General features: G+C 72.5%; 13 protein-coding genes and 2 pseudogenes. 4 read left to right on the top strand and 11 right to left on the bottom strand.

Annotation, left to right across the window (positions count from 1 at the left end):
* Window positions 1-41: 41 nt before the first annotated feature.
* From ACNAW0_RS20080 to ngcE, 3 genes are all read right to left on the bottom strand, one after another.
* Entirely contained in the window at window positions 42-944 is a 903-nt protein-coding gene (locus ACNAW0_RS20080) for a carbohydrate ABC transporter permease (RefSeq protein ID WP_416289466.1), read from the bottom strand.
* Complete coding sequence (locus ACNAW0_RS20085; RefSeq protein WP_416289468.1) at window positions 941-1,846, bottom strand: carbohydrate ABC transporter permease; 906 nt, start codon at window positions 1,844-1,846, stop codon at window positions 941-943. Before ACNAW0_RS20085 ends, ACNAW0_RS20080 begins: the two co-directional genes overlap by 4 nt.
* Window positions 1,847-1,909: 63 nt before the next feature.
* On the bottom strand, window positions 1,910-3,325 hold the full coding sequence (ngcE, locus tag ACNAW0_RS20090; RefSeq protein WP_416289469.1) for an N-acetylglucosamine/diacetylchitobiose ABC transporter substrate-binding protein: 1,416 nt from the start codon (window positions 3,323-3,325) through the stop codon (window positions 1,910-1,912).
* Between the two features lie 208 nt (window positions 3,326-3,533).
* Here ngcE and ACNAW0_RS20095 point away from each other — a divergent pair, with 208 nt between their 5' ends.
* Window positions 3,534-4,913: an acyltransferase family protein gene (locus tag ACNAW0_RS20095; protein ID WP_416289470.1), complete on the top strand. Its 1,380-nt coding sequence runs from the start codon at window positions 3,534-3,536 to the stop codon at window positions 4,911-4,913.
* Here ACNAW0_RS20095 and ACNAW0_RS20100 read toward each other — a convergent pair.
* Both ACNAW0_RS20100 and ACNAW0_RS20105 read right to left on the bottom strand, forming a co-directional pair.
* The gene (locus tag ACNAW0_RS20100) at window positions 4,885-6,384 is read right to left on the bottom strand and encodes a CoA-acylating methylmalonate-semialdehyde dehydrogenase (RefSeq protein WP_416289480.1); all 1,500 of its coding nucleotides are present in this window, start codon (window positions 6,382-6,384) and stop codon (window positions 4,885-4,887) included. The genes ACNAW0_RS20095 and ACNAW0_RS20100 overlap by 29 nt on opposite strands.
* Window positions 6,385-6,389: 5 nt before the next feature.
* Window positions 6,390-7,697, bottom strand: a complete 1,308-nt coding sequence (locus ACNAW0_RS20105) for an aspartate aminotransferase family protein (RefSeq protein ID WP_416289471.1) — start codon at window positions 7,695-7,697, stop codon at window positions 6,390-6,392.
* Window positions 7,698-7,900: 203 nt separating this feature from the next.
* Between ACNAW0_RS20105 and ACNAW0_RS20110 the strand changes: the two genes are divergently transcribed.
* Together ACNAW0_RS20110 and ACNAW0_RS20115 are read left to right on the top strand one after the other, a co-directional pair.
* Window positions 7,901-8,878: a hypothetical protein gene (locus ACNAW0_RS20110; protein WP_416289472.1), complete on the top strand. Its 978-nt coding sequence runs from the start codon at window positions 7,901-7,903 to the stop codon at window positions 8,876-8,878.
* A gap of 497 nt (window positions 8,879-9,375) precedes the next feature.
* Window positions 9,376-11,964 (top strand): MXAN_6230/SCO0854 family RING domain-containing protein, encoded by a 2,589-nt coding sequence (locus tag ACNAW0_RS20115; RefSeq protein WP_416289473.1) that lies wholly within the window; start codon window positions 9,376-9,378, stop codon window positions 11,962-11,964.
* Between the two features lie 22 nt (window positions 11,965-11,986).
* Here the strand turns inward: ACNAW0_RS20115 and murD are convergent, their stop codons facing one another.
* Window positions 11,987-13,333, bottom strand: a complete 1,347-nt coding sequence (gene murD, locus ACNAW0_RS20120) for a UDP-N-acetylmuramoyl-L-alanine--D-glutamate ligase (protein ID WP_416289474.1) — start codon at window positions 13,331-13,333, stop codon at window positions 11,987-11,989.
* Between the two features lie 90 nt (window positions 13,334-13,423).
* Here murD and ACNAW0_RS20125 point away from each other — a divergent pair, with 90 nt between their 5' ends.
* Window positions 13,424-14,773: a hypothetical protein gene (locus tag ACNAW0_RS20125; RefSeq protein ID WP_416289475.1), complete on the top strand. Its 1,350-nt coding sequence runs from the start codon at window positions 13,424-13,426 to the stop codon at window positions 14,771-14,773.
* A 37-nt stretch (window positions 14,774-14,810) separates the two neighbouring features.
* Here the strand turns inward: ACNAW0_RS20125 and ACNAW0_RS20130 are convergent.
* The 5 genes and pseudogenes from ACNAW0_RS20130 to ACNAW0_RS20150 form a co-directional block, all read right to left on the bottom strand.
* Window positions 14,811-15,902: pseudogene (locus tag ACNAW0_RS20130) on the bottom strand (PucR family transcriptional regulator); the annotation flags it as partial.
* A 186-nt stretch (window positions 15,903-16,088) separates the two neighbouring features.
* Window positions 16,089-16,829, bottom strand: a pseudogene (locus ACNAW0_RS20135) (PucR family transcriptional regulator ligand-binding domain-containing protein); the annotation flags it as partial.
* A 137-nt stretch (window positions 16,830-16,966) separates the two neighbouring features.
* Window positions 16,967-18,418: an argininosuccinate synthase gene (argG, locus tag ACNAW0_RS20140; protein ID WP_416289476.1), complete on the bottom strand. Its 1,452-nt coding sequence runs from the start codon at window positions 18,416-18,418 to the stop codon at window positions 16,967-16,969.
* A 50-nt stretch (window positions 18,419-18,468) separates the two neighbouring features.
* The gene (locus ACNAW0_RS20145) at window positions 18,469-19,311 is read right to left on the bottom strand and encodes a TrmH family RNA methyltransferase (RefSeq protein WP_416289481.1); all 843 of its coding nucleotides are present in this window, start codon (window positions 19,309-19,311) and stop codon (window positions 18,469-18,471) included.
* Between the two features lie 67 nt (window positions 19,312-19,378).
* Window positions 19,379-19,959 (bottom strand): dihydrofolate reductase family protein (locus ACNAW0_RS20150; RefSeq protein WP_416289477.1); only part of this gene is annotated, 581 nt, incomplete at its 5' end.

Below are 19,959 nucleotides of genomic sequence, written 5' to 3' on the forward strand. Positions count from 1 at the left end.
CCACCGGCCGCGCCGCCCCGTTGCCCGTGGCAACCGCCACCTCACTTGAGCTGGCCGGCGGTGAGACCGCCCTGGACCTGCCGCTGGAACACCGCGTAGACCACCAGCACCGGCAGCGTGGCGATGGTCAGGCCGGCGAAGAGACCGCTGAAATCCCCCTGGTAGCCCTGGCTGACCGCGAGCGCGGACAATCCCTGGGCCAGCACGTACTTCGAGCTGTCGCCCTCTAGGAGCACCGCCGGCAGGATGAACTGGTTCCAGTGGCTCAGGAAGTTGAAGATCGCCACACTGATCAGTCCTGGACGCGCCATCGGCAGCATCACCCGGAAGAACAGCCGGAAGTGGCCGCACCCGTCGATCAATGCCGCCTCGGCGACCGCCGTCGGCAGGGTGCGGAAGAACGCGGTCAGGAAGAACACGGTGAACGGCAACGAGTACGCTGTGTACACCAGGATGAGGCCGGGCCAGGTGCCGAGCAGGCCGGCGCTGCGGACGACAAAGAAGAGCGGCACGAGGGCGAGGAAGACCGGGAACATCATGCCGCCGACGAACAGGTAGTAGACGATCTGCCGGCCGCGGAACTCGTAGCGCGCGAAGACGTACGCCGCGGTCGCGCCGAGCAGCATCGTCAGCGTGAGCGAGCCGGCCACCACGATGGCGCTGTTGAGGAAGTATCGGCCGATGTGCGCCTCGGTCCAGGCCCGGACCCAGTTCTCCAGGCGCAGCGCGCCGGGCAGCCCCCACGGGTCGGAGAGAATCTCGCCGTCGCTCTTGAACGAGCTGAGGAACATCCACAGCAGGGGCAACACGGTGAGCGCGCCCCAGAGCAGCAGGAAGGCGTGTGACGCCACGTTCACCACGCCCAGCTCGCGGCGGGGCGGCCTGGGGTCGCGGCTCGGGCCCGGCTCGGCGCCGGTGGCGGCGGGCTTGTCCAGGACGGTCAAGAGTGCTCGATCCTCTCGCGTCGGGCGGCCCGCAGCGCCAGCACCGCCACCGTGAGGGTCAGGAAGAACATCACCACGCCGATCGCCGAGGCGTACCCGAACTTGTTCTCACTGAAGGCGGTGTTGTACATCCGCAGCCCGATCACGTCGGAGGAGAAGTTCGGGCCCCCGTTGGTCATCTGCTGGACGAGGATGAAGCCGTCCAGCGCGGCGATGGCCAGATAGATCCAGGCCACCTGCACGGTGTCCCAGAGCAGCGGCACGGTGACCCGGCGCAGGGTCACCCACCGGGACGCGCCGTCGAGCAGCACCGCCTCGTAGATGTCGCGCGGGATGGCGGACATCGCCGCACCGAAGAGCACCACGTAGAAGCCGACGTTGCTCCACACCATCACCGCCAGCACGCACCAGAAGGCGGTCCGCGGGTCGCCGAGCCAGGTCGGGGCGGGCAGGCCGAGGGCGCGCAGCGCGCCGTTGAGCAGGCCGTTGTTCGGGTGGTAGATCTCCCGCCAGAGCAACGCGATGATCACCACCGAGAGCACCTGTGGGAAGAAGTAGACCAGCCGGTAGACGGCGGTGCCGCGGACCCCGGACACCCCGGCCCGGTCGCTACGGCCGCCCATCGAGAGCATGGTGGCGAAGAACAGGCCGAGCGCGATGGTCAGCACCGGCACCACGGCGAGCAGGATGGCGTTGTTGCCGATCGCGTTCCACACCCGGTCGTCGTGCAGCATGGTGCGGAAGTTGGCCAGGCCGACCGGGTCGGCCTTGGCCGAGTAGCCCAGCCAGCTCGTCGTCGAGATCTGGAACGCCTGCAGGTACGGCGAGATCACGAACAGGACGTAGAGCGCCAGCGGCGGCAGCAGGAACGCGATGATCAGCGGGTACTTGCCATGTCGCACGACGGGAATCCTTCTCCAACCGGCCGGAGTGGGGGTGGGCGGGGGCCCACCCCCACCAGAGGGCTAGGCGGCCCGCTTGTACTTCTTGAAGGAGCTGTCCTGGGCGATCGAGTCGGCGCCCTTCTGGCACTGGTCGAGGAACTCGTCCGGGCCGATCCGCCCCGCGAAGAACTCGCCGCACGCGGCGTCCACGAGCTCCCGCTCCAGCTTGCGGTAGTAGCTGTTGTAGACCCAGTTGAAGCCGTTGGAGCCGGACGCCTCCATCGCCTTGACCACGCTGCTCAGGCCGAACGGCAGCTCGACGCCCTGGCTCGAGCCGGCCACCACGGTCAGGCTGGAGACCTTCTTGGTGAAGTCCTGCGCGCCCTTCATGGACAGCATGGTCCGGAGGTATTCCAGGCCGCCGGCGACGTTCTTGGCCTTGGCCGGGACGATGAACGGCTCGGCCGCGGTGCCCCGGATCGCCTCGAACGGCAGCTTGTCGCCGGCGCCCAGGCTGGGCGTGGGCACGACGGTCATGTTGAAGCCGGCCGGGGTGACCTTCGCCTGCTCGTTCTCCAGCCAGGAGCCGCAGGAGACGAAGGCGGCCTTGCCCTGGCTCCAGGCCGTCTGCGACTGGATGTGGTCCAGGCCCGCCGAGCCGGCCAGGATGTACTTGTCCTTGACGATCTGGTGCCACGCGTCGGCGGCCGCCTTCATCGCGTCGGACTTCCAGGCGTTCGGCTCGAGGTTGTCGATGGCCAGCGCCACCGACGGCCCGCCGAACTTGATGGCGGTGGAGATCACCGGCCAGCTCATGTAGCGGGGGTGCGCGCCGGGGTAGGTCCAGGGGGCGATGCCGGCGGCCTTGATCTGCTTGCAGAGCGCGATGTGCTCGTCCCAGGTCTTGCCGTACTGCCAACCACGGTCGGTGAAGAGCTTGGTGGAGTACCAGATGCCGTACGCGGCGTAGGTGTAGTTGAGGACGAGGAACTTCCCGTCGTACGAGCCGACCTCGACGGTGCCGGGCAGCAGCGTGTCGCGCACCTTCTTGCCGGGGATGTCGAGGCTCGGGGCGTCGAGCAGCTCATTCAGGTCGGCGAGGGCGTTCTGGCTGACCAGGCCGTTGGGGTCGATCTGGTCCTTGCCGGAGTTGTTCACCACGTCCGGCGGGCTGCCGTCCACGAAGCGCGGCTGCAGGGTCTTGCCGATCTCCTGGGTGGCGGCGTGCTTGATCTCCGCCTTCGGGTACTTCTCCTTGTACATGGCCTCGTGGGACTTGGCGTACTCCTCGCCGAAGCCGCCGTTGAAGATCACCACATCGAGCGGGGCGTCCTCCTTGACGCCGAGCGGGTTCTGCTCGCTCTTGGTGCCCTTGTAGCCGGCGTCCTTCTTGTCGTCGCCACCGCCGGAGGTGGCGCAGCCGGCGAGCAGGCCGGCGGCGGGGGTGGCCAGCAGACCGGCGGCGGCGGTGCGCCGGAGGATCTCACGCCTGTTCATCGCATCTCCTCGGTTCGGGTACGGGGCGGCCCGCCGAGGGTGGGGGACGGCGGCCGCGGCATCGAGGCACGGGTGGGTCACGTGTTGCTTGTCTTCAGTTGTGCAGATCTTGCTGAAGAATTTCTACGGCAGTGCGGCGCGGACCACAAGACCTGACAACCGAACCGTTATCACCACCGGTCGTCAACCTCTCGAATAACCTGGGTCCATGCGCCGCCTGCGGCAGCTCGCCGAGCGCACGCCGGCCGGGCGGGAGCGCTACGCCGACCTGCTCCGGGCACTCGCCATCGTCCTGGTCGTCCTCGGCCACTGGATCATCTCAGTGATCGGGCGCGACCAGGCCGGCCGGCCCACCGGGCACTCCGCGCTCGGCGACCTCCCCTGGGCCTGGCCGCTGACCTGGGTGCTCCAGGTGATGCCGGTCTTCTTCCTCGTCGGTGGATACGCCAATGCCGCCGCGCTGACCGCCTGGCGGTCCCGGAACGGAAATGCCACCGGCTGGCTGATCGACCGCAGCAGCCGGCTGATCCGCCCGACCACCGCGCTGCTGGTGATCCTTGCGATCGGCGGGGCAGTCGCCTGGCTGCGCGGCGCCGACCCCAGCCAGATCCGCACGGTGGTCTGGTTCGCCACCATCCCGCTCTGGTTCCTCGTCGCCTACCTGGTAGTGGTCCCGCTGACCCCCGTCATGTACGCGCTGCACCGCCGCGTCGGGCTGGTCGTACCGCTGGTGCTGGTCGGGCTGGTCGCGCTCGGCGATCTGGGCCGGATCCTCGGCCCGGACAGGCTGGCCACCGGGAACTACCTCTTCGGCTGGCTGGCCGTCCACCAGCTCGGTTTCGCCTGGTACGACGCCCGAGGCCCGAGCCCCGCCGAACCGCGTCGGGGCGGCGCCGACCGTCCCGGGCTGCACCGGCGACGGCTGCCCACCTCGCGGCGTGCCGGGGCGGTGCTGCTGCTCGTGGGGCTGGTAGCGCTGGTGCTGTTGACGCGCGTCGGGCCGTACCCGGTGGCGATGCTGAACGTCCCGGGCGAGCGTCTGGACAACACCGCCCCGCCGAGCGTGGCGCTGCTCGCGGCGGCCACCGCGCAGCTCGGGCTGATCCTCTTGCTGCAGAATCCCGCGCGACGCTGGCTGCGAGGCAGCGGCCCCTGGCAGGCGGTGATCGCGGTGAACGCGGTGGTGCTGACCGTCTTCCTCTGGCACCTGACCGCCGCCGTCCTGCTGGTCGGCCTGCTGGACACCCTGGGCGTGCTGCCCACCCCGCAGGTCGGCACGGCGGCCTGGTGGGCCTGGCGGGTGCCCTGGCTACTAGCCCTGGCCGTCGTCCTGGCCGCGCTGGTCGCCGTGTTCGGCCCGATCGAGGCCCGCACTCGCCGGCACGGTAGGACGAGCGCCGGTGGTCCGGTCCGGACCGCACTGGTCGCGCTCGGCTACGCGGGTCCGGTCGCCGGCCTGCTGTGGAACAGCCTGACCCCGAAGATCGCGGCGGAGCCGCTGGGGCTGCCCGCCCCGGCGCTGGTGGCGTACCTGGCCGGGGCGGGGCTGCTGCGACTGCTCAGGTCTGGGTGGGGAAGCCGAGGTTGACCCCGCCGTGCCGCGGGTCGAGCCAGCGGCTGGTGACCACCTTGCCCCGGGTGTAGAAGGCCACCCCGTCTGCGCCGTGCGCGTGCAGGTCACCGAAGAGCGACGCCTTCCAACCACCGAACGAGTAGTAGGCCATCGGCACCGGGATCGGCACGTTGATGCCGACCATGCCGACCTCCACCTCGTGCTGGTACCGCCGGGCGGCCCCGCCGTCGTTGGTGAAGATCGCCGTGCCGTTGCCGTACGGGTTGGCGTTGACCAGCTCGACCGCCTCGTCGTAAGAGCCGACCCGCAGCACGCTGAGCACCGGGCCGAAGATCTCGTCGGTGTAGATCGACATCTCCGGGGTGACGTGGTCGAAGAGGGTCGGGCCGAGCCAGAAGCCGTCGTCGTCCCCGTCCGGGGTGACCTGCCGTCCGTCCACCACCGGGATCGCGCCGGCCGCGATCCCGGACTCCACGTAACTGCGGACCCGCTCGGCGTGCGCGGCCGTGACCAGCGGGCCCATGTCGCAGCCCCGCCGGCCGTCGCCGGTACGCAGCCGGGCCATCCGCTCGGCGATCTTCGCGACCAGCGCGTCGGCGACCGGCTCCACCGCGACCAACGCGGAGATCGCCATGCACCGCTCCCCCGCCGATCCGAAGCCGGCGTTGACCACCGCGTCGGCGGCCAGGTCCAGGTCGGCGTCGGGGAGCACCACCATGTGGTTCTTCGCCCCACCCAGCGCCTGCACCCGCTTGGCGGCCATCGAGGCGCGCTGGTGCACGTACCGGGCGACCGGGGTGGAGCCGACGAACGACACCGCCTTCACGCCGGGGTGGTCGAGCAACGCGTCGACCGCCTCCTTGTCGCCGTTGACCACGTTGAGCACGCCGTCCGGCAGGCCCGCCTCGGAGAACCACTCGGCCAGCAGCAGCGCCGCGCTCGGGTCCTTCTCGCTGGGCTTGAGCACCACCGCGTTGCCGCAGGCGATCGCCACCGGGATGAACCAGAGCGGCACCATCACCGGGAAGTTGAACGGCGAGATCACCGCCACCACGCCGAGCGGCTGCCGCAGGCTGTACGAGTCGACCTCGGTGGAGACGTTCTCGCTGAAGCCGCCGCGCAGCGCCGACGGGATGCCGCAGGCGTACTCGATGACCTCCAGGCCGCGCTGCACCTCGCCGGCGGCGTCCGCGAGCACCTTGCCGTGCTCGGCGGTGATCACCTCGGCGAGCCGGGCGCGCCGCGCGTTGACCAGCTCGCGGAACGCGAACAGCACCGCGGTCCGCTTGGACAACGAGACGTCCCGCCAGGCCCGCGCGGCCCGCTCGGCGGACTCCACCGCCCCCGCCACGTCCGCGGCCGAGGCCAGCTCGACCAACCCGGTACGCCGGCCGGTGGCCGGATCGAACACGTCTCCCCGCCGCTCGGAGTCGCCGCCGACCCGCTTGCCGTCGATGAAGTGGCCGATGACCGTCGCACTGTCCACGGTGCTCACGCCGCCACCTCCGCGGCCGCGCAGGAACGGATCGCGTCGACCAGGATGGCGAGCCCCTCCCGGGCCTCGTCCTCGGTCAACGTCAGCGGCGGGCCCATCCGCACCACGTTGCCGTAGAGGCCGCCCTTGCCGACCAGCAGGCCACCGGCCCGGCATGCCTCGAAGATCCGGGTGGTGAGCGCCGAGTCGGGCTCGCTGCTGCCCGGTCGGACGAACTCGACACCGAGCATGAGGCCCTTGCCGCGTACCTCGGCGACGCAGTCGAGGTCGGCCACGGCGGCCCGCAGACCGTCGCCGAGGATCGCGCCGACCCGCTCGGCGTTGGCCTGCAGGTCGTGCTCGAGCACGTAGTCCAGGACCGCGTTGCCGGCGGCGGTGGAGATCGGGTTGCCACCGAAGGTGGAGAAGCTGATCGCCGGCACCGACTCCAGCACCTCGGCGCGGCCGACGACGCCGGCCAGGGCGAAACCGTTGCCGATGCCCTTGGCGAAGGTGAGCAGGTCCGGGGTGACGCCGTGCGCCTGGTAGCCCCAGAAGTGCTCGCCGGTGCGGCCCCAGCCGGTCTGCACCTCGTCGCTGATCAGCAGGATGCCGTGCTCGTCGAGCACCTTCTTCCAGGCCGCGAAGAGCCCGTCCGGGCCGTGCACGAACCCGCCGACGCCCTGGATCGGCTCCGCGATCAGGCAGGCCACGTCGCCGGAGGTCTGGGTGGCGAGCACCTCGCGCAGGTCCTCCACCGCGGCGTCGATCCGGTCGCCCTCGTCGAGCCGGGCCAGCAGGCCGCGCAGCCGCTCACCGGAGTGCAGCCAGGCCACCTGCAGCGGGTTGAGCGCGCTGGCCGACCAGCTCCGGTTGCCGGTGACGCCCATCGCCGCGTACGACCGGCCGTGGTAGCTGTTGCGCACCGCCAGGATCTGGTGCGAACGGCGGTAGTTGGTGGCGACCAGCAGCGCCGCCTCGTTGGCCTCGGTGCCGGAGTTGGTGAAGAAGACCCGGGCGTCGGGGATGCCGGAGATCCGGGCGATCTTCTCGGCCAGTTCCACCTGCTGCCGGATCAGATAGAGCGTGGAGCTGTGCACGATCCCGGTCCGCAGCTGCCGCTCGACCGCCTCCCGGATCTCCGGGATGTCGTAACCGATCATGTTGGTCAGCACGCCACCGAAGAAGTCGAGGTAGCTGCGGCCCTGCGCGTCGGTCACCCGGCAGCCGGAGCCGGAGACCAGCTCGACCGGTTCGGCGTAGTAGAGCGGCATCCAGGACGGGAGCACGGCCCGGTGCCGGGCCAGCAGGTCGTCGGAGGTCATCGTCGCACCCTTCAGCGGCGGTTGATCCTCGCACGCTCTCACCGCGCGGACGACCGGAACAACTGTCACTGTGTAGCGCAGCGCCCGCCCTCGCCTGACACGACGTCAACCACCATCGGCAATCCCGATCCGGTCGAATCACCGGGTAGCCGCGATCCGCAACGGCCGGTGTCCTCGTACGGACGGGCGGTAGCATCCGCCGGGTGCGGACGACGGAGGTGGCGCTGCCGGCCGGCGCGGCGGGAACGACCGACGGGCGGATCGCAGCGGGGATACGGGCCTGGGTGGAGGCCTCGCCGCTGCGCGGCCTGGTCGGGCACTTCGGCGGCGACTGGCCGACCGGCGACCTGTCGACGATGCTGGCCACGCTGGACGACTTCACCGCCCAACACTGGGACTTCCGGCAGGGGCGGGAACGCCCCGAGGCACGCGAGCCGGCCCTCGACCCGGCCACGGTCCGGCTGGTGCTCGACGCGGCGGCCGCGCTGGGCCTGGTCCGGGCCGCCCCGCCGGCCCTGCCCCGGTACGCCCACCTGCTGGTGCTCGGCGGGCTGGCGCACGCCTGCCTGCGGCGCACCGCGTACGCCGCGCACCTGGTGCGTACGGCTGCTGAGGTCGACGGTGAGGTGGCGGTGCTGGGCAGTTGCCGGACGCTCTCCCCGGCCGAGTCGCGGAGGCTCGCCGACGTCGGCATACGGGACTGCGCGACCGAGGTGGACGCCCTCGACGCGGGCGTGCGCGTCGCGTTCGGGGTGAACGCACCGGACGAGGAGACCGGCGAGGAGGCGGACCACCCGCACCGGGCCTGGTCCTCGCGCACCTACCGCCCGCCCGGCCTGCCCCCGGTCCGTGTCCTCGCCGCCCCGTCCAGCGAGCCGGACCGGCGCCGGGCGCACACCGCCGACACCCAGCGGTTCTGGGCCGAACACGTCCGGCTGCGGGCCGGCGACCCGGTGCTGATGGTGACCGCGCAGATCTACGTGCCGTTCCAGCACTGCGACGCGTTGCGCACCCTCGCCGTGCCGTACGGCTGCGGGATCGACACGGTCGGGGTCGACCCGGGGCTGACCGCGCTGGCCGGAGTGCCGGAGCCGACGCTGACCCCGGGCCGCTACCTCCAGGAGATCCGCTCGGCGATCCGGTCGATGCGAAACCTGCACGCTGTGCTCGCACCGTCCTGAGCGCCCGGCCCGTCGCCCGACGGATCAGGTCAGGCGACGCGCCGGGCGATCGCCGTCCGGGTGGCCGCCACGAAGTCCCAGAAGAGCGGCAGCGTGGTGTTCTTCCGATCGGCCCGGGTGTTGGTGCCGAACATCCAGGGCGGCGAGGACAGTACGGCGTCGTGCAGTGGTGGGCATCGCCTCTCCAATCAGGGGGGGAAGGGGCGAGCAGAGGTTAACCGACTTTGCGCTGGGCCTCGGGTGGCCTTTTGGCTTGATCGACTCCGTTTGCGGCATGTCGCGGTGTCCGAGCCACCCCGACACCGCTATGTCCCGCAACCGCGCTGCCGGCTGGCCCGGCGGCCGCCGGAAACCCGGCTGCACTCGGCGGACCGCCCCGGTAGCCTTCCCGGCACGGCGAGGACGGCTCCGGGCGCGCTTCCTTCTCGAATCTTTTGCAGAGACCTAGCACGCCCGATCTCCGTCCTCGCCGCTTGTCCGCTTCGGGGGTGAAGGCGATGACGCAGCAGACGGTGCCGACCACGATCTCCGGCGTGCACCCGGTCGCGGTGGCGCTGATCCGCCGCACCGGCCTGGTCGCCACCGGGCTGCTGCACGGCGGGCGCAAGGTCCGCCGCCCCGGTCGCCACGTGACGACCGAGGCCGGAGTGACCGCGCTGGAGACCGACGTCCTCGCGCTCGGCTGGCTGATCGGGCCCCGGCTGCACGCAGCGCTGGCCGCGCTGCCCACCGAGCGGCTCGCCGCCGTGGGCCACGGCCTGCTGGCCACCCTGGCGGCCGCGGTCGGGGCGCACACGCCGCACGTTCCGCTGTTCAAGGACTTCCCGCGCCGGGTGCCGGCCGACACCGGGGAGCTGTACGTCCGGCGCATGTTCGCGCTGCTGCTCCAGCTCCCGGAGCAGCCCTGCGTGCTGTGCGGCCGGGTCGGAACGGTGCACCCGGTGTCGCCCTGCGCCCACCTGACCTGCGTCGCCTGCTGGGACGAGGGCTACACGGCCTGCCCGATCTGCCACCGCCGGATCACCCACGGGCCCTTCCTGGCCGTCGTCGCCCCGCCAGCCGGCGGCCGTACGGAGGACCTGCCCCGCCGCGCCGAGGTGCTGGAACTGGCCGACGACGTCGACGGCGCGGTGCACCGGGCGCTCGGCGCGCTGCTGGCCCGGCGTACCCCGCTCTCCCCCGCCGACCGGCGCGACCTGCTGGCCCTGGTCGACCACGCCGGCCTGGCCGAACCGACCTGGCTGCCCGACGAGGTGCCGGTCCGGGAGACCCGAGCGCTGCTGCTGGACCGGCTGCTCGCCGGGCCCGTCGACCCGGCCCGGGCGGCGGCCCTGCTGGACCGGTACGTCACCACCGCCACCGATGTGCTGCGGCTGCTCGCGGTCCACGACGGTGGCGACTCGGGGCTGGTGGAGCCGCCGAAGCGGCGTACCTCCCCGCCTCGCGCCGTGCGCCGGGCACTGCTGGCCCGGCTGGACGCGCTGGGGCTGCCCGCCCTGCTGGCGGACCTGCCCCGGCACCGGAACCGCTGGCTCGCCGCCGCCGAGAACCTGCACCCGTTCGAGCAGCCGGCCCGGCACCCGGAGGCGGCCACCGCCTTCGCCGTGCTACGCCGCACCACGGTGGCCCCGGACAGCCGGCTCGGGCGGGTGGTCGCCAAGGTGGTGGCCGCGTACGCGTCGCTGGTCCGGCCGGCGGCGGGGCGGCTGCGCGCCGCTTCCCCGGGGGCCCGGACCGCGACCGCGCTGGCCGACGGCGACCTCGACACGGCCGTCGAGCTGCTCGCTCGCCGGCCGGGTGAGCTGCTGCGCCGGACCGTGGCGCTGGCCGCGCGCGGCGGGGACGCCGAGCAGCTATGCGCGGCGGTGGCGGTGGCCGCCCGTACCGTGTCGCCCGGCGTGCTGATCGCCGCCCTCGGCGCCGTCCGCGCGGCGACCTGGCCGGCCGGCACCCGGCTCTTCTTCCCGCGCGGCGGGCGGGCCCGGCTGTGGGCCGAGCCGGACCGCAGGCCGCGGCTGCCCGCCACGCTGGGCGGTGCGCTGGATGACCTGCTGGTGACCGAGCTGCGTGCGCGGGCGGCCCGACTGCCCCGGGTGGAGGTGGCGCTGCTGGACGCGGCGCTGGCCGACCTGATGGCGCCGTTCGCCGAGCGGACCGCCTCGGACACGCTGGTCCGGCTGCCGCGCGGCAGCGCTCGGCCGCTGCCGGACGATCGCCGGATCCGGCTCTTCCTGCACTGGACCGAGCCGACCGGCACCCGCGTGGACCTGGACCTGTCGGTCGCGATGATCGCCGACGACGGCGGTTTCGTCGGCTGGTGCGACTACACCCGGCTGCGGTTCGGCGACCAGGCGGCGGTCCACTCGGGGGACCTGACCTCGGCGCCGGCCCCGCTGGGCGCGAGCGAGTTCGTCGACCTCGACGTCCCCGCGCTGACCCGGTGCGGGATCCGGTACGTGGCGATGGTGGTGTTCAGCTACAACGACGTGCCGTTCGACGAGATGACCGACGCCTTCGCCGGGGTCATGGGCGACCCGGGGAACGGGGCGCCGTTCGAGCCGAAGGCGGTCGAGCAGCGGTTCGACCTCACCGGCCAGGTCAAGATCGCCACCCCGCTCCTGGTGGACCTGCGCTCCCGGACGCTGCGCTGGATCGACGCCACCATGACCGGCACCGGCGGCGAGCACTCGGTGGCCCGCTACTCGCGTACGCTCGCGCGGCTCACCGTGGCGGCCGACGAGCACTTCGCCGCCGGACGGCGGGTGAGCCTGTGGGAGCTGGCCTGCTGGCACGCGGCCGAGCGGGCCGACACCGTGCTGGTCCGGGGACGCGACGGCGCGCTCGCCGGCTACCGCCGGACGGCCGGCGAGTCGGCGGCGGCCTTCGTGGGGCGGCTGACCGCGCTCGGGCCGGCCGACGAGGTGCCAGCCGACCTCGAGCCGCGCTTCGCCGCGCTGGTCCGGGGTGACGTCCCGCTTCCCTCCGGGGCGCAGGCGTACGCGCTGCACCGGGCCGACCTGGACGCCGGGCGGATCGACCCGCTCGACGCGGCCGACCTGGTCGCCGCCCTCGCACCCCGGGGCTGACCCAGCGGAACCGCGACCGGCCTCAGCGGGCCGTGTCGGCGACCGCCTGCGCGAACACCTCCGACCGGTGCTCGAAGTTGCGGAACCGGCCGTAGCTCGGCGCGGCCGGGGAGAGCAGCACCACCCCGCCGGCCGGGGTGAGCTTGCGGGACAGCCCCACCGCGGCGACCAGGTCCTCGGCGAGCTCGGCCCGCACCGCGGGCAGCCCGGCGAGCGCCTCGACGATCCGTGGGCCGCTGTCCGGGATGCCGATCACGGTGATCTCCCGCTCGGCCAGGTGGTCGCGCAGCGGGGTGTAGTCCAGGCCCCGGTCGGTGCCACCGACGATCACGGTCAGCGGCCGTCCCTCGTACGCGTCGATCGCGTGCATGGCCGCGTACGGGCTGGTGGCCAGGGTGTCATCGACGAAGGTGAGGCCGGACGGGTCGGGGATCTCGGTGAGCCGGTGGGCCAGTCCCTGGAACCCGGCGACCGCGACGGCGAGGCTGTCCTTGCGGTCCACCACGTCGACGCCGAGCGCGTCCAGCACGGCGAGGGCGGCGCAGAGGTTGGTCTCGTTGTGCCGGCCCACCAGCGGCAGCACGCCGCGCGGAAAGAGCGGGGTGTCCCGCAGGTGGAACCAGGGGGAGCCGTCCGGGCCGGAGGCGACGTGGGTGGCGCTGGGCAGGCCGGCCCGCACCGCGGCCCGGTCCCCCAACTCCAGCTCGAGCCGCGGATCGGCGCCGTTGACCACCACCGTGTGCGGGCCGTGTGCGAGCAGGTTCAGCTTGTCCCGGTAGTACTCCCGCTCGCCGCCGTGCGCGTCGAGGTGCTCGGGGAAGAGCGCGGTGACCACCGCGACGCGGGGCGAGTCGGTCAGGTCGGCGCACTGGTAGCTGGACAGCTCCAGCACGTACAGCTCGGCCTCGGGCAGGTCGAGCAGCGGTACGCCGATGTTGCCGCCGAAGACGTTCGGCCGGCCCATCGCGGTGAGCAGGTGGCTGATCAGGCTGGACGTGGTGCTCTTGCCCTTGCTGCCGGTGACCCCCACCGTCCGGTCCCCGTGGTCGGCCATCCACAGCGCGCTGCCCTGGGTGACCGGGATCGCCCGCCGGCGCAGCTCGACCATCCACGGGTGGGTGCTCGGCACACCCGGTGACCGGACCACCACGTCGGCGGCGGCCAGCCGGGCGAAGCCCTCCTCCCCGGTCACCAGCGGCGCGGCCGCGGCGACCGGTCCCTCCCAGGGCAGGCTGAGGAAGTTCGCGCTGTCGTCGACGGCGACCAGGCCGGCCGGGCCGTGCGCGGCGATCGCGGTCACCGCGGCCCGACCCTCCCGGCCGGTTCCCCAGACGGCGACATGACGTCCGCGCAGATCAGACAGGCGCACAGGCACTCCTCAAGGGGTTGCATCGGCGGTCGGCGGGCGCGGTCCGACGCAGCCGGGCACGGTCGGACGAACCAGGGCCTAGTATGGCGTGTGCCTAACGAGCAGCTCCGGCGGATGGACGCCTTCACCTTCCCGTCCTACTCGATCGACTTCGCCACCGGGGAGGTGTTGTTCGACTACGCCCTGACGGGCCCGGACGGCGACCAGCGGTTCACCGAGGCGATCACCCTCCCCCTGCCGGCCGGGCCGGTGTCGGACGAGACGGCGGCCACCCTCGCCCGGGTCCTCGAACTGCTGCACGTCGTCGCCGGGGTCAGCTACTACAAGACCGCCGCACCGCGCAGGCTGGTGCTGCCGGCACCGCTGGGCGCCGCCGCCGTCGAGCTGGTCACCGCCGTCTACACCAAGGGCCTCGCCGAGTACGCGTACCGCAACCGGCTGCCGCACGTGCTGGAGCTGCGCCCGGAGGTGCCGGCCGGCGAGGTCGCCCCACCCCGGGTGTACGACGACTCGGACCGCCGGCCGCTGTCCGCCGTCGGCGGGGGCAAGGACTCCATCGTCAGCCTGGAGGCGCTGCGCCGGGCCGGCTTCGACCCGGTGCCCTTCTCGGTCAACCCCAACCATGTCATCGACTCGGTCAACCGGGCTTCCGACCTGGTGCCCCTCGCCGCCCGGCGACGCATCGACCCGGTGCTGTTCGACCTCAACGCCGCCGGCGCGCTCAACGGCCACATCCCGGTCACCGCGATCAACTCGCTGATCGCGGTCGCCACCGCCGTGCTGCACGAGCTCGGCCCCGTGGTGATGTCCAACGAGCGCTCGGCGTCCGACCCGAACCTGGTCTGGAACGGCCACGAGATCAACCACCAGTGGTCCAAAGGCGTCGAGGCGGAGGGGCTGCTGCGGGCGGCCCTGGCGGAGCACGCCGGGCTCACCGAGCCGTACTTCTCGCTGCTGCGGTCGCTGTCCGAGCTGCACATCGCCCGGCTCTTCGCCGAGATCGACCGGTACGACGCGGTGGTGACCAGCTGCAACGCCGCGTTCAAGCTGCGCGACGCGAGCGAGCGCTGGTGCCGGGACTGCCCCAAGTGCCGATTCGTCTTCCTGGCCATGGCACCGTTCATGACCCGGGAACGGATCACCCGCATCTTCGGCGGCGACCTGCTCGCCGACACCACCCAGATCCCCGGCTACCGCGAGCTGCTCGGCGTGGACGGGCACAAGCCGTTCGAGTGCGTCGGCGAGGTGGAGGAGTCGGTGGTGGCGCTGAGCCTGCTCGCCCAGCAGGAGCAGTGGCGCGACGCACCGGTGGTGCGCGCCCTGGTGGACGCGCTGCCGGGCACCGCGTGGACGGCGGCGGCCACCTCCGACGTCTTCACCCCCGGCGGCCCGAACTTCGTGCCCGCGGCCTACGCCAAAACCCTCACCGCCCTCACCTGATCACCTCCCCCGCACCTGGCGCGGTGGCGTGGGCTGGTCAGGGGGTGCGGACGGCGTCCAGGGCCAGCAGGGCGACGTGGAGGGAGAGGCAGGCCTCGACCGAGTCGAGGTCGGCGTCGAGGATCCGGCCGATGCGGGCCAGCCGCTCGTAGAACGCCGGCCTGGACAGGTGCGCGGCGGTGGCCGCCGCCGACTTGTTCCGGCCCTGCTCCAGGTACGCCCGCAGGGTGCCGAGCAGGTGCTCGCGCGGATGCTGGGCGTCGTACGCCAGCAGCGCACCGAGCTCCCGCTCGACGAAGGTCTGCAGGCGCGGCTCGTCCCGCAGCAGGTGCAGCAGGCCGGCGAGCCCGACGTGCGGCAGCCGGAAGATCGGCAGATCCCGCCGGTCCCGCCGGGCCGCCTCGGCGATCTGCCGCGCCTCGACCAGCGATCGTCCCGCCTCCCGCAGGCTGCCCACCCCGGACCCGGCCGCAATGATCACCGCCGCCGGGCCGGCCGCCCGTGGCGCGCCGGTGTTGACCTGGCCCGGCCGGGCCACCCCGTCGACCGCCCATGCCTGGGCCATGGCGGTACGGGTGGCCCCATCCGCCGGGCGGGCGGACGGGGCGGAGCGGGGTGCCGGCGGGCGGGCCGGAGCGGCGTCGAGACGTACCCGACGCAACGCCGCCGCGAACGCGGCGAGTGCCTTCTCCTCGGCGGCCGGGTCGGCGAGGGCGAGCAGCGCGCCCACCGCATGGTCGTCGACGGCGCTGGTCAGGGCGGCGAGCTTGGCCTCCCGGAGCGCCTGTCCGACCGCCTCGGCGAGGTCACGCAGCCGGGCCGGGCCGGCCTCCGGGCCCGGCTCCGCGGCCTCCGCCGCGTCGTCGCACCGGTACCGCACCACGATGCCAACCAGGTGGCGGCGATCCACCGTCACGCCGAGCGCTTTGGCCCGCAACGCGACCTCGTCGACCGGACGGGAGTGGTCGATCAGGGCGGTGAGCAGGGTCCGGTGGATCTGCCGTTCCAGCCCCTCGGCGTCGCGCCGGATCAACCGGCCGAGGGCGAGCGCGGAGGCGGCCCGCTCGATGAGGATGGTGAGCCGGGTCGGTGGGCTCCCCGGGCAGGCCGTGGGACCGGCCGGACCCCCGTCCCGGTCCGCCGCGGACCGTCTCTGCGGCGCGGAGCCGGACGTGGGGCCCGCGCCGGTCCTGGCGAGGTACGTCGAGTCCACGACTGCCGGGCCGTCGGGCCCGCCGGCTTCGGCCAGGTCGAGTGGGCCGCTCGCCGCCACCGCGTCCGGCGCGGATTCGCCGGTCAGCAGCCGGCCGGGGCCACCGGTGGTCAGCTCGCCGCCCGCCGGCCAGCGCAGCAGCAGCCGCCCCCAGTCCTCGCCACGGGCGCCGACGGTGGTCACCAGCCACCCGCTGTCCGGGTCGTACGCGGTGCGCCCGCCGGGACGGATCCGCCGGGAGTGCTGTTCCCAACGCTCCAGCAGCAGCTCGGCGCTCTGCCCCGCCGGGTCGTACGCGAGCACCTGCCGGGAGAGGTTCTCCAGCACCACCGGACACCCGGACAGCTCGGCGGCCTGCCGCACCACCTCGGCCGCGCCGGCGCCCTCCACGGACAGCTCGGTGAACCGCTGGTGGATCTCCTCGGTGGCCCGCAGCTCGGTGAGCTGGGCATCCACGATCAGCGCGTGCACCGCCTCGGTGATCCGCACGAACGGGACGGCCCGGCGCAGCTCGACCAGGGGCAGCCCGCGCCGCTCGGCGGCGGCTGCCATCACCCGCGGCACCCCACTGACGTAGCGGCGACCCAGCTCGACCACCAGCCCGGAAACCCCGACGTCGGCCAGCTCACCGATGAACGCGCGCAGCCCCGCGTCGTCGGCCGGCAGCCCGATGCCGGTGGTGAGCACGAGCTCACCACCGCCGAGCAGGGTGGCGATGTCCGGCACCTCGGCGACGTGCACCCAGCGGACCAGCCGGTCCAGGCCCGCGTCGCCGGCCACCAGGCGCGGCGCACCGTGGCGCACCGGCACCAGGGCGAGCACCTCACGCACGGTCGGGAACACGCGCGTCACGCTACCCTGCGTCACCGCTGATCTAGAAGAACCGGCGGGCCGGGGATCAGAGCGAGTCGTCGCGGCACTGCCGCCGGGGCGGCGGGTTCGAACCCTACGGCTTTACCGATCCCCTCCCGAGGCGTCGCTCAGTCGACGCCGAACTCCATCGCGGCGCGGTCGAGTGCCTCGTCGTCGGCGGAGGAGACGCCCCGGGAGGCGATGGCCTCCGCGCCGCCCTGTGGCATCGCGCCGATCAGCCCGGTCGAGGCGGCCTGTGCGGCGCCGACCATCCGCTGAGGGGCCGCGCCGCCGACCATGCCAAGGGTGGCGTACTGCTCCAGCTTCGCCCGCGAGTCGGCGATGTCCAGGTTGCGCATGGTGAGCTGGCCGATCCGGTCCGACGGGCCGAACGCCGAGTCCTCGGTACGCTCCATCGACAGCTTGTCCGGGTGGTAGCTGAACGCCGGGCCGGTAGTGTCCAGGATCGAGTAGTCCTCGCCCCGGCGCAGCCGCAATGTCACCTCGCCGGTGACCGCCGTGCCGACCCAGCGCTGCAACGACTCGCGCAGCATCAGCGCCTGCGGGTCCAGCCAGCGCCCCTCGTACATCAGCCGACCGAGGCGGCGGCCCTCGTTGTGGTAGTTCGCCAGGGTGTCCTCGTTGTGGATGGCGTTGACCAGCCGTTCGTACGCGGCATGGAACAGCGCCATGCCGGGCGCCTCGTAGATGCCCCGGCTCTTGGCCTCGATGATCCGGTTCTCGATCTGGTCCGACATGCCCAGGCCGTGCCGGCCGCCGATGGCGTTGGCCTCCAGCACCAGATCGACGGGGCTGCCGAACTCCTTACCGTTGATCGTCACCGGACGACCCTGGTCAAAGCCGATCGTGACATCCTCGGTCGGGATCTCCACCGACAGGTCCCAGAACCGGACTCCCATGATCGGGTTGACCGTCTCGATGCCGGTGTCGAGGTGCTCGAGGGTCTTCGCCTCGTGCGTGGCGCCCCAGATGTTGGCGTCGGTGGAGTATGCCTTCTCGGTGCTGTCCCGGTACGGCAAGCCGCGTTCGAGCAGCCACTCCGACATCTCCTTACGTCCGCCCAGTTCGGTGACGAAGTCGGTGTCGAGCCACGGCTTGTAGATGCGCAGCTGCGGGTTGGCCAGCAGGCCGTACCGGTAGAACCGCTCGATGTCGTTGCCCTTGAAGGTCGAGCCGTCGCCCCAGATCTGAACGTCGTCCGAGATCATCGCCCGCACCAGCAGGGTCCCGGTCACGGCCCGGCCCAGCGGGGTGGTGTTGAAGTACGCCCGCCCGCCCGAGCGGATGTGGAAGGCCCCGCAGGTCAACGCTGCCAGGCCCTCCTCGACCAGGGCGGCGCGGCAGTCGACCAGGCGGGCGACCTCGGCGCCGTAGCTGAGCGCGCGCCCGGGCACCGAGACGATGTCGGGCTCGTCGTACTGGCCGATGTCGGCGGTGTAGGCGCAGGGAACGGCGCCCTTGTCGCGCATCCACGCGACCGCGACCGAGGTGTCGAGGCCGCCGGAAAAGGCGATGCCGACACGTTCGCCGATGGGCAGGGAGGTGAGAACCTTGGACACGAGGAAGATTATGCACCAGGCCGCATCATCATGCAAACAGAATGCAGGCGTCAGCTACCGGTGCCGAACGGTGGGTCGTCGCGACCCAGTTCCCAGAACGCCACCGCCGCGGCGGCGGCGACGTTCAACGAGTCCACTCCGCGCCGCATCGGGATGACCACCCGTACGTCGCTGGCGGACTGGGCCGCCGCGGTGAGGCCGGGGCCCTCGGCTCCCAGCAGCAGCGCCGCCCGCTCGCGCTGCGCCGGAGTCAACCGCTGGATCGGTACGGCGTCCGGGGCCGGCGTCATGGCAAGCACGGTGAAGCCCGCTTCCCGCACCTGGTCCAAACCCGCAGGCCAGCGTTCGAGCTTGGCGTACGGCACCGCGAAGACCTCCCCCATGCTGACCCGCACGCTGCGCCGGTAGAGCGGGTCGGCGCAGGACGGCGACAGCAGCACCGCGTCGATGCCGAGCGCGGCGGCCCCCCGGAAAACCGCGCCGAGGTTGGTGTGGTTGTTGACGTCCTCCAGGATCACCACCCGGCGGGCGTCGGCCAACACCTCGGCGGCGTTCGGCAGCGGCTTACGGTGGAACGAGGCGAGCACACCCCGGTGCACGTGGAAACCGGTGGCCCGCTGGAGCACCTCCGGGGTGGCCGCGTACACCGGGCTGTCCCCGGTGTCCAGGTCGGCGAGCTGGTCCACCCGCTTCGCGTCGACCAGGTACGACCGGGCCGGATAGCCGGCCCGCAGCGCCCGCCGCAGCACCAGCTCACCTTCGGCGATGAACAGGCCGTGCGGGGGCTCCCAGCGGGTACGCAGCTCGACGTCGGTCAGCGCGCGGTAGTCGGCGATCCGGCCGTCGGCTGGGTCGGTGATCTCGTGGACGGGCACCGGTCGATTCTGCCGGATGCAAGGAAGGGCCCCTTATTAACGCCTCCGGTAGAGAAGGGTTCCCTTCTCACGAGAGGCGTGGAACTCAGCGACCCCGCTCGTAGCGCAGCAGCACCGAACGGCCGTCGAAGCCGCGGGTCTCCACGAGCCGCAGGTCGAGGCGGTCCTTGCCGGGAAAGACGGGCGTGCCGCCGCCAAGCACCACCGGGTGCACGACCACCTGATACTCGTCGATCAGGCCCAGGTCGGTGAGCGCCGCCGCGACCCCTGAACCCCCGGTGAGCAGCAGGTCCTTGCCGGGCTGCGCCTTCAGCTCGGCGACCTCGGCGGCCAGGTCGCGGCCGATCACCCGGGCGCCGTACTCGGCGCTCTCCAGCGTGCGCGAAATGACGATCTTCGGGGTACGCCGCCACACCGGAGCGAACCGCAGGTCGTGCGGGTCCTGGGAGATCTGCTCCGCGCGAGGCCAGTACCAGGACATCAACCCCCACACCTTGCGGCCGTAGAGGAAGGCATCGGCCCGGCCGCACAGTTCGAAGGAGTACGCGGACAGCTCCGGCCCCATGGCCGGCCAGTCGAACTCGCCGTTCGGCCCCTCGATGAACCCGTCGACGGACTGGTGCACCCAGTAGACGAGCTTGCGCATGGTGTCCTGCTTCCTACTAT

The sequence above is a fragment of the Micromonospora sp. SL1-18 genome, from assembly GCF_047921505.1.
In the GTDB taxonomy this organism is placed as follows: Bacteria; Actinomycetota; Actinomycetes; order Mycobacteriales; family Micromonosporaceae; genus Micromonospora.